Here is a 7,767-nt window from a genome sequence, read left to right on the forward strand (position 1 = left end):
CGGCAAGACCGTCCTGTTCGTCCCGCACAGCGTGGACAAGGCCGTTTTCCTCGGCACCCGCGTCATCGTCCTCAGCAAGCGCCCGGCGGACGCCGCCGGGCCCGCCCCGCGGTCACGCCGTCAGCGTCCCTGGAGGCCACGGACGTTGTCGCCGAACGTCCAGCTCTTCGACCCGTCCCAGTTGATCGACCAGGTCATCAGGCCTTTCAGCTGGCCGTTGAAGTGGTTCCACGCCTGGCCGACGAGGCCGGGCGACATGTAGCCGCCGCCCGCGCCCGGCTGCGCCGGAAGGCCCGGGGCCTGCTTGTCGTACGGGACCTTGATGGTGGTGCCCTGGACGGTGAGGCCGTTGTTCAGGCACTCGGTCTGCTTCACGAAGCCCTCGACCGTCCCGGCGGAGTAGGAGTCGCCCGAGCAGCCGTACATGCTGCCGTTGTAGTACTGCATGTTCAGCCACCACAGCCGGCCGTTGTCCGCGTACTTCTTGACGATCGGCAGGTAGGCGCCCCAGATCGAGCCGTAGGTGACGCTTCCGCCGGTCACGTAGGCGGTCTCCGGGGCCATCGTGAGCCCGAAGTTGGACGGCATCTGGCCGAGCACGCCGTCGATGATGCGGATCAGGTTGGACTGCGACGCCGACAGCTGGTTGATGTTCCCGCTGCCCGACAGGCCCGTCTCGATGTCGATGTCGATCCCGTCGAAGTTGTACTTCTTCAGGATCGGCACGACCGTCTGGACGAACCGGTCGGCGACGGCGCTGGAGCTGAGGTCGATGCCCGCGGCGGCGCCGCCGATCGACATCAGGATCGTCGCGCCCGCGGCCTTCGCCGCGCACATCTGGGCGGGGGTGGAGACCTTGACCGTCGAGTCCATGCCGTCCTCCCACAGGACGGTGCCGTCCGAGCGGATGACGGGGAACGCCGCGTTGATCACGTTGTAGCCGTGCTGCCTGATCACCGGGTTGTCGATCGGCGTCCAGCCGAACGGCGGGTGGACGCCGTTTGACGCGCCGTCCCAGTTCTCCCAGTAGCCCTGGAGGATCTTGCCGGCGGGCTTGGACTTCACCGCGCAGGTCTCGTTCCCGCCGGGCGGCGGGGTGGTCGGCGGGTCCGTGGGCGGCGTGGTGGGCGGGTCCGTGGGCGGTCCCGTCGTGTCGCAGGTGCCCAGCTCGCGCCACAGCGTGGGGGTGGAGGCGGGGTTCCAGTTCGCGCCCGGGTAGGCGGTGTGGGCGACGATCGCCTCGTAGCCGCGGCCGGTGTAGACGACCTTGTCGCCGACCTTGTAGGAGGTGCCCTCCGCCCAGGCCGGATACGTGCAGGCGATCGCGGACGCGGGCTGGGCCGACGAGGGCGCGGAGACCACGACCAGCGTGCCGAACGACAGGACGGCCGCCGCGGCGGCGGAGGCCAGCGCGGCTCCGGCCGCGCGTCTGGAGGGTCTGCGCTCGAAGTGCGCGTGCTTGGGCTTCACGGGGGGACGACTCCTCAGCTGAGCGGGACACAGAGGAGCCGGTGCAAGAGCCGAACAAGTCCCGTGGGGACTCTCCCAGAGCAAGGCACGTACGACCGGCGTGGACGCCAGTTAGAGGGTAACCGTCCCGCCCGGGCCCGTGAAGCCCTCGGAAGGGGGGTCGTTCAGAAGGTCGCGGTGCGGTCCGACGGGACGATCTCCTGGCCCAGCGGGGTGAGCGAGATCGGGATCAGCTTGAAGTTGGCGATGCCGAACGGGATCCCGATGATCGTGATGCAGAGCAGGACGCCGGTGACGAGATGCCCGAGGGCCAGCCACCACCCCGCGAAGACGATCCAGATGATGTTCCCGATGAGCGAGCCCGCGCCCGCGTCCCGCCGGGGGACGGTCGTCCGGCCGAACGGCCACAGGGCGAAGCCCGCGATGCGGAACGAGGCGATGCCGAACGGGATGGTGATGATGAGGATGCAGCAGATCAACCCGGCGACCACGTAGCCCATCGCCATCCAGAAGCCCGCCAGGACCAGCCAGAGGACGTTCAACAGCGTGCGCACGAGTTCCCCCCGAGAGTAATCAAATGCTGTTATTTCACACCGTCCCCCGGCTCAAACCGGCGGGCCGTGTGAAGAAGACCGTAGGGCACCCCGCCCGGTCGTGGACGCGCTTGACCTTGACACGGTGACAGGCTCTTCACTGCGACCAGGGAGGTGGTCACGATGACCATGCCGGATACGGTCCGGGCTTTCCGGGCGCTGGAGAACGGCGACGCGTCGGTGCGGCTGCGCGCGGCGATGGCGGTCGGCACGGCCCCGGACCCGGCGTTCGTCGACAAGCTCCTCGAACGGTGCGCGGTCGAACCGGAGTTCTTCGTGCGCGACATGCTCACCTGGGCGCTGACCCGCCACCCGTCGTCGACGACGGTTCCGAGGCTCGTCGAGGAACTCGGCTCGGAGCACGCGCAGGCCCGCAGCCAGGCCCTGCACACCCTGTCCAAGGTCGGGGACCCGCGGGCGTGGCCGGCGATCACGCGGGAGCTCCTGACCGGCGCCGACGACGAGGTGGCGCGGAGCGCCTGGCGAGCGGCGGTCGTGCTCGCGCCCGAGGACGAGCGGCCCGAGCTGGCGGCGGTGCTGGCGTCCCAGCTCGGGCGCGGTGACCGCGCGATGCGGCAGAGCCTCAGCCGCGCGCTGATCGCCCTCGGCGAGGTGATCCTGCCGGTGCTGCGCGCCGCTCGGGCGAACCCCGACCCGGGCGTGCGCGTGCACGCGATCGCCACGGAACGGCTGCTCCGCGACCCCGACGCGGGGTTCGAGTTCGCGATCGAGGAGGCGAAGCGCATCATGGTCCTCGGCGCGAAGGGGCAGGAGGAGTGACGGGCGGTGTTGATCGGTGACGTGGCGCGGCGGTCCGGGGTCAGCGCCCGCATGCTCAGGCACTACGAGTCGCTCGGCCTGCTGCGGCCGACGGGCCGTACCGGCGCGGGCTACCGCGAGTACTCCGCTGACGACATCCGGCGGATCTTCCACATCGAGAGCCTGCGGTCGCTGGGGCTGTCGCTGCGTGAGGTCGGGCGCGCGCTCGACGACCCCGGTTTCGCGCCCGCGGAGCTCGTCGCCGGCCTCGTCCACCGGACGCGGGAACGCATCGCCCGCGAGACGGAGCTGCTCACGCGGCTCCGCCGGATCGACGCCGCGGAACCCGCCGGCTGGGAGGACGTCCTCCAGATCGTCGCGCTCCTCCAGGCGCTGGGGTCGGAAAGCGCCGGGAAGCGCCAGCGCGCGGCCCTGTCCTCAGTCGAAGAGGTGCCGGTGGAGGCACTGGTCGAGGCGGCCCTGAGCGAGACGGACACGAACGTCGCCGGAGCCCTCCGATGGGCTCTGGCGCGATCGGGCGACAGCGCGTTGGCGCCGCTGGCGGAGGGCCTCGCCTCACCGGCCGCCGAGGTGCGGAGACGGGCCGTCCTGGCGATCGCCGAGATACAGGGCGACGGGGCGGCCGCACTCCTGCGGGACGCCCTCGCGAGCGCGGACGTCGTGGTCCGCAGGCACGCGGCCCTCGCGCTCGGGACCCGGGGAGGGGAGGACGCCGTCCCGACGCTGATCGACATGATCGTCGAGGAGGCGAACGACGTCGACGCGGCCGACGCCCTGAGCGCCCTGGCGAGCCGTCCCGCGCTGGCGGAACAGATCGCCGCCGGCCTCGTCGACCACCTCTCCCAGGGCACCGCCGACTCGTCCGCCCGTCGACGGCTGACCCAGGCGCTGGCCGGCATCCCGGGCCCCACGGCATCCCGCGCCCTCGCGGACCTGTCCCAGGACGAAGACCGCGCCGTCGCCCTCACCGCGACCTACATCCTGAGCCTCCGCGACGCACAGGTGTAAGCGAAGCGGCCCTGCCGGACATCTCTGGGCGACACCGACCCGAGAGAAGGGAGCCGGCGTGCCCGATCCAGACGGGGGATTCACCCGGTTGTGGGACGCGCACTACGACGATGTGCTCAGGTACGCGGCGCGGCGGATCGACCACGAGACGGCCCGGGACATCGCCGCGGAGACGTTCCTGGTCGCCTGGCGGCGGCGCGGCGACATCCCGCCGGACCGCACGTTCCCGTGGCTGCTGAACGTCGCCCGCAACGTCCTCGCCAACGAGATGCGGGGCCGCCGGCGCCGCACCCGGCTGTGGGACCGGCTGCGCGGCGACGCCCCGCGGGCGCCCGCCGCCGACGTGGCGTCCGGCCTGACCGAGGGCGGCCGCATGGCCGCCGCGCTCGGCCGCCTGTCCGACCGCGACCGGGAGGTCCTCCAGCTCGTCGGCTGGGAGGGCCTCGACGCGAAGGCGGCGGCGACCGCGGCGGGCTGCTCGGTCAAGGCGTTCTCCGTGCGCCTGCACCGCGCCCGGCGCCGCCTGACCGCCGCCCTCGCCGAGATCGACGCCGCCGACCGTCCCGCGCCCGCCGCCCCGCTGCAAAGGAGCCCCCAGGTATGAACGACCTCCACGAAGTCCGCCGCATCATGGCCCCTGCCGATCCCTGCCCGCCCGGCGCCTTCGAGGGCGCCGCCCACGACCCGGCCGGACGCGCCGCCTTCGAGCGGATCACCGCGTCCACGGCCCGCCGCACCGGCCCGTCCCGCCGGACGACGTTCCGCCTCGTCGCCGCGGGAGGCGTCGCCGGAGCGCTCATCGCCGGCACCGCCGTCGCCACGAGCGGCGGCGGCACGCACCGCCCGGCGCCCGTGGCGGCGACGGAGGCGCAGCAGGTGCTGAACGTCGCCGCGACGTTCGCGCTGAAGCAGCCGTTCACCGCGCCGCGTCCCGGCCAGTGGGTCTACACCGAGACCCGTTACCGGCGCAGCGGCGTCCCTGGCCGCGGCCAGATCGTCAAGCCCGGTTCGCCGCTGAGGCCGCAGGTCGATCGGAATTGGGTCCGGGCGGACGGCAAGCGCATGGCGCTGTACGACCACGGCAAGCTCGTCACCTCCGCCACGGGCGGGGGGACGCCGCCGATCGACTACGCCACCGTCTCCAAGCTGCCCACCGACCCGGACGGGATGCTGGCCTGGGCCCGCAAGCAGAAGACACCGGCCGACCCGAACGGGGGCGCGTTCCAGCTGCTCGGGTCACTGCTGCTGAACAACGGCGTGCTGCCGCCGGCGCAGACCGCCGCCGCCTACCGCGCGATGGCGAAGATCCCCGGCGTCATCGTGGACCGGACGGCCAAGGACGGGACGGGGCACACGGCGGTCTCGGTCTCGTTCCTCATCGAGGGCTGGGCGAAAGACGAGATCCTCCTGGACCCGTCCACCTACGCCTACCGGGGCCACCGCACCACCGTCGCCCGGGACCACACCATGCCGGACGGGGGGCGCTTCCTGAAGGGCGCCGTCGAAAGCCAGTCCGTCCGCCTGACCGCAGGCGTCGTGGACGAGCCCGGCCAACGCCCCTGACCTCCCGCTCGCAGAAACGAGGGCCGCCCGACCAACGGGCGGCCCTCGCCTCGTCCCGTCCGGCGGACGGAGGGAACCGTTCTGGAGCCGGGATGATCGGATCTGGGTGATCGTGAGAGGGGACGGTATGGAGACAGGACGTGGAGAGGCCGAGTTCCTGGAGGCGAAGTCGCTCCAGGAGCAGGGGCAGGTGCGGGAGGCCGAGCGGCTGTTCAGGGTGGCTGCTGAGGCGGGGCATGTCGACGCCATGCTGAAGCTCGGCATCCTGGTCGTGGAGCGGGACGAGGGCGAGGCCGAGCGGTGGTGGCGGGCGGCCGCCGACGCGGGCGATCGCGTCGGGCAGCTCAATCTCGGCATCCTCTGCTCGGGCCAGGGACGGGACGAGGAGGCGGAAAGCTGGTACCGCACGTCGGCCGAGGCGGGGGAGGTCGACGCTCGGCACAATCTCGGGCTGCTGCTCATCCGCCGTCGTGACGTGCAGGGAGCCGCCGAGCAGTTCCGCATCGCGGCCGAGGCAGGGTGCGCCGGTTCGATGACCAACCTCGGTCTGGCGCTCGGGGAGATGGGGCAGGCGGAGGAGTCCGAGGAATGGCTGCGGCGCGCCGCCGAGGAGGGCGACGGCCGTGCGCTCAGTGCCCTCGCCAATCACCTGTACTCCCAGGGCCGGCGGGAGGAGGCCGACGAGTGGTGGGAGAAGGGCGCGGCTGCGGGTGACCCGGACTCCCTGTTCAACCTCGGGGTCCGTTGCGAGCACAAGGACGACATGGCCGGGGCCGAGCAGTACTTCCGCAGGGCCGGGCAGGCCGGGCATCCGCGGGGTGAGGCGAGGGCGACGGCCGTGGCGCGCGGAGTCCGCGCGAACGGCGCCCCCTACATGCCCGGCCTCTTCTGACCGGTCTCCCTTCAGGAGAGGGCGGCGAGTTTGTGCCGGAGGAGGGCGCGCTCGCGGTCGTTGGCCGCGAGTTCGACGGCTCGTTCCAGTTCGGTGCGGGCTTCGTCGGGGCGGCCCAGGCGGGTGAGGAGTTCGCCGCGGACGCTGGGGAGCAGGTGGGAGTTCGCCAGGGCGCCTGAGGCCGCCAGGTCGTCGACGATCGCGAGCGCGGCGGCAGGGCCGTTCGCCATCGAAACCGCCACGGCCCTGTTGAGGTCGACCACGGGAGACGGGGCCAGGCGGCCCAGCGCCTCGTAGAGGAGGACGATGCGGTCCCAGTCGGTCTCGGCGACCGAGGGGGCGAGGGCGTGGCACTCGGCGATCGCCGCCTGGAGGCCGTAGGGGCCCAGGCCGCGGCCCGCCTTCTCGGCGCGGGACAGGGCGGCGCGTCCCCGGCGGATCGCGGCGCCGTCCCAGCGGGTGCGGTCCTGGTGCTCCAGCAGGACCGGCTCGCCGTCCGGGGCGGTGCGGGCGGGGAAGCGCGCGGCGGTCAGCTCCAGCAGCGCCAGCAGGCCGTGCGCCTCCGGCTCCTCCGGCATCAGCCGGGCCAGGACGCGGGCCAGCCGCCGCGCCTCGCCCGCGAGGTCGAACCGGATGAGCTCACCGCCCGAACTCGCCGTCGAGCCCTCGGTGAAGATCAGGTAGACGACGTTGAGGACGGAGGGGAGGCGCTCGGCCCGCTGCCCGGCCGCCGGCGCCTCGAACGGCACCCGGGCCGCGCCGAGCGTCTTCTTCGCGCGGGTGATCCGGGCCTGGACGGTCGCGGTCGGGACGAGGAAGGCACGGGCGATCTCGTCGCTGGTCAGGCCGCCGACCACGCGCAGCGTCAGCGCGATCCGCGCCTCCCGCGACAGGACGGGGTGGCACGAGACGAACATGAGCGCGAGCACGTCGTCGTCGATCCGGTCGGGGTCCCAGAGCACGTCGTCGTCCTTCTCGGGCGGGCGTCCGGTGGCGGCGCCGCCCTCGTCCAGGTCGTGGGCGAGGGCGGCGTACCGCTCGTCGAGGGCGGAGCGGCGGCGGAACGCGTCGATCGCGCGCCGCCGCCCCACGGTGAGCAGCCACCCCGACGGGTTGCGGGGGACGCCGTCGCGCGGCCAGGTCACGAGCGCCTCGGCCAGCGCCTCCTGCGCGAGGTCCTCGGCCAGCGCGAAGTCGCCGGTGTAGCGGGCGAGGGCGCCGACGATCCGCGCCGACTCGATCCGCCAGACGGCGGCGACGGCCTCGCGGCCGGTGGGGTCGCCCGTCACAGCTGGCCGGTGGCCTCGCGCCAGGCCCGCTCCTTCCGGATCCACTCGTTGTCCTGCGGGAACTCGTCGATGGTGGGGACGCGGCGGATCTCGGTCTTGAAGCCGGGACCGGCCGGCGCCCGCCGGGCCCACTCGACGGCCTCCTCCTTCGAGGCCACGTCGAGGATGTAGA

The 7,767-nt window shown here is 72.9% G+C and carries 8 protein-coding genes and 1 pseudogene; 5 read left to right on the top strand and 4 right to left on the bottom strand.

All coding sequences use genetic code 11. The features are described 5' to 3' along the window. Positions 1-120: 120 nt before the first annotated feature. The gene (locus AB0C69_RS34180) at positions 121-1,470 is read right to left on the bottom strand and encodes a glycosyl hydrolase family 18 protein (RefSeq protein WP_360359136.1); all 1,350 of its coding nucleotides are present in this window, start codon (positions 1,468-1,470) and stop codon (positions 121-123) included. A 164-nt stretch (positions 1,471-1,634) separates the two neighbouring features. Beyond that, entirely contained in the window at positions 1,635-2,024 is a 390-nt protein-coding gene (locus AB0C69_RS34185; RefSeq protein WP_345180262.1) for a YccF domain-containing protein, read from the bottom strand. A gap of 162 nt (positions 2,025-2,186) precedes the next feature. Between AB0C69_RS34185 and AB0C69_RS34190 the strand changes: the two genes are divergently transcribed. The 5 genes from AB0C69_RS34190 to AB0C69_RS34210 all read left to right on the top strand — a co-directional run bounded on the left by AB0C69_RS34190 (position 2,187) and on the right by AB0C69_RS34210 (position 6,306). Then, positions 2,187-2,843, top strand: a complete 657-nt coding sequence (locus AB0C69_RS34190) for a HEAT repeat domain-containing protein (RefSeq protein WP_360359139.1) — start codon at positions 2,187-2,189, stop codon at positions 2,841-2,843. A gap of 6 nt (positions 2,844-2,849) precedes the next feature. Further along, positions 2,850-3,851: a HEAT repeat domain-containing protein gene (locus AB0C69_RS34195; protein ID WP_360359142.1), complete on the top strand. Its 1,002-nt coding sequence runs from the start codon at positions 2,850-2,852 to the stop codon at positions 3,849-3,851. 58 nt (positions 3,852-3,909) lie between these two features. Beyond that, on the top strand, positions 3,910-4,455 hold the full coding sequence (locus AB0C69_RS34200; RefSeq protein ID WP_360359145.1) for a sigma-70 family RNA polymerase sigma factor: 546 nt from the start codon (positions 3,910-3,912) through the stop codon (positions 4,453-4,455). Then, complete coding sequence (locus AB0C69_RS34205) at positions 4,452-5,414, top strand: CU044_5270 family protein (protein ID WP_360359148.1); 963 nt, start codon at positions 4,452-4,454, stop codon at positions 5,412-5,414. Before AB0C69_RS34200 ends, AB0C69_RS34205 begins: the two co-directional genes overlap by 4 nt. A gap of 127 nt (positions 5,415-5,541) precedes the next feature. Beyond that, positions 5,542-6,306: a tetratricopeptide repeat protein gene (locus AB0C69_RS34210; protein WP_360359151.1), complete on the top strand. Its 765-nt coding sequence runs from the start codon at positions 5,542-5,544 to the stop codon at positions 6,304-6,306. 11 nt (positions 6,307-6,317) lie between these two features. Here the strand turns inward: AB0C69_RS34210 and AB0C69_RS34215 are convergent, their stop codons facing one another. Further along, on the bottom strand, positions 6,318-7,595 hold the full coding sequence (locus AB0C69_RS34215; protein WP_360359154.1) for an RNA polymerase sigma factor: 1,278 nt from the start codon (positions 7,593-7,595) through the stop codon (positions 6,318-6,320). Beyond that, positions 7,592-7,767 (bottom strand): annotated as a pseudogene (locus tag AB0C69_RS34220) (transcription initiation protein); the annotation flags it as partial. The pseudogene AB0C69_RS34220 and the gene AB0C69_RS34215, both read right to left, overlap by 4 nt.

The sequence above is a fragment of the Actinomadura sp. NPDC048032 genome (genome assembly GCF_040653175.1).
GTDB classification, from domain to species: domain Bacteria; phylum Actinomycetota; class Actinomycetes; order Streptosporangiales; family Streptosporangiaceae; genus Spirillospora; species Spirillospora verrucosospora.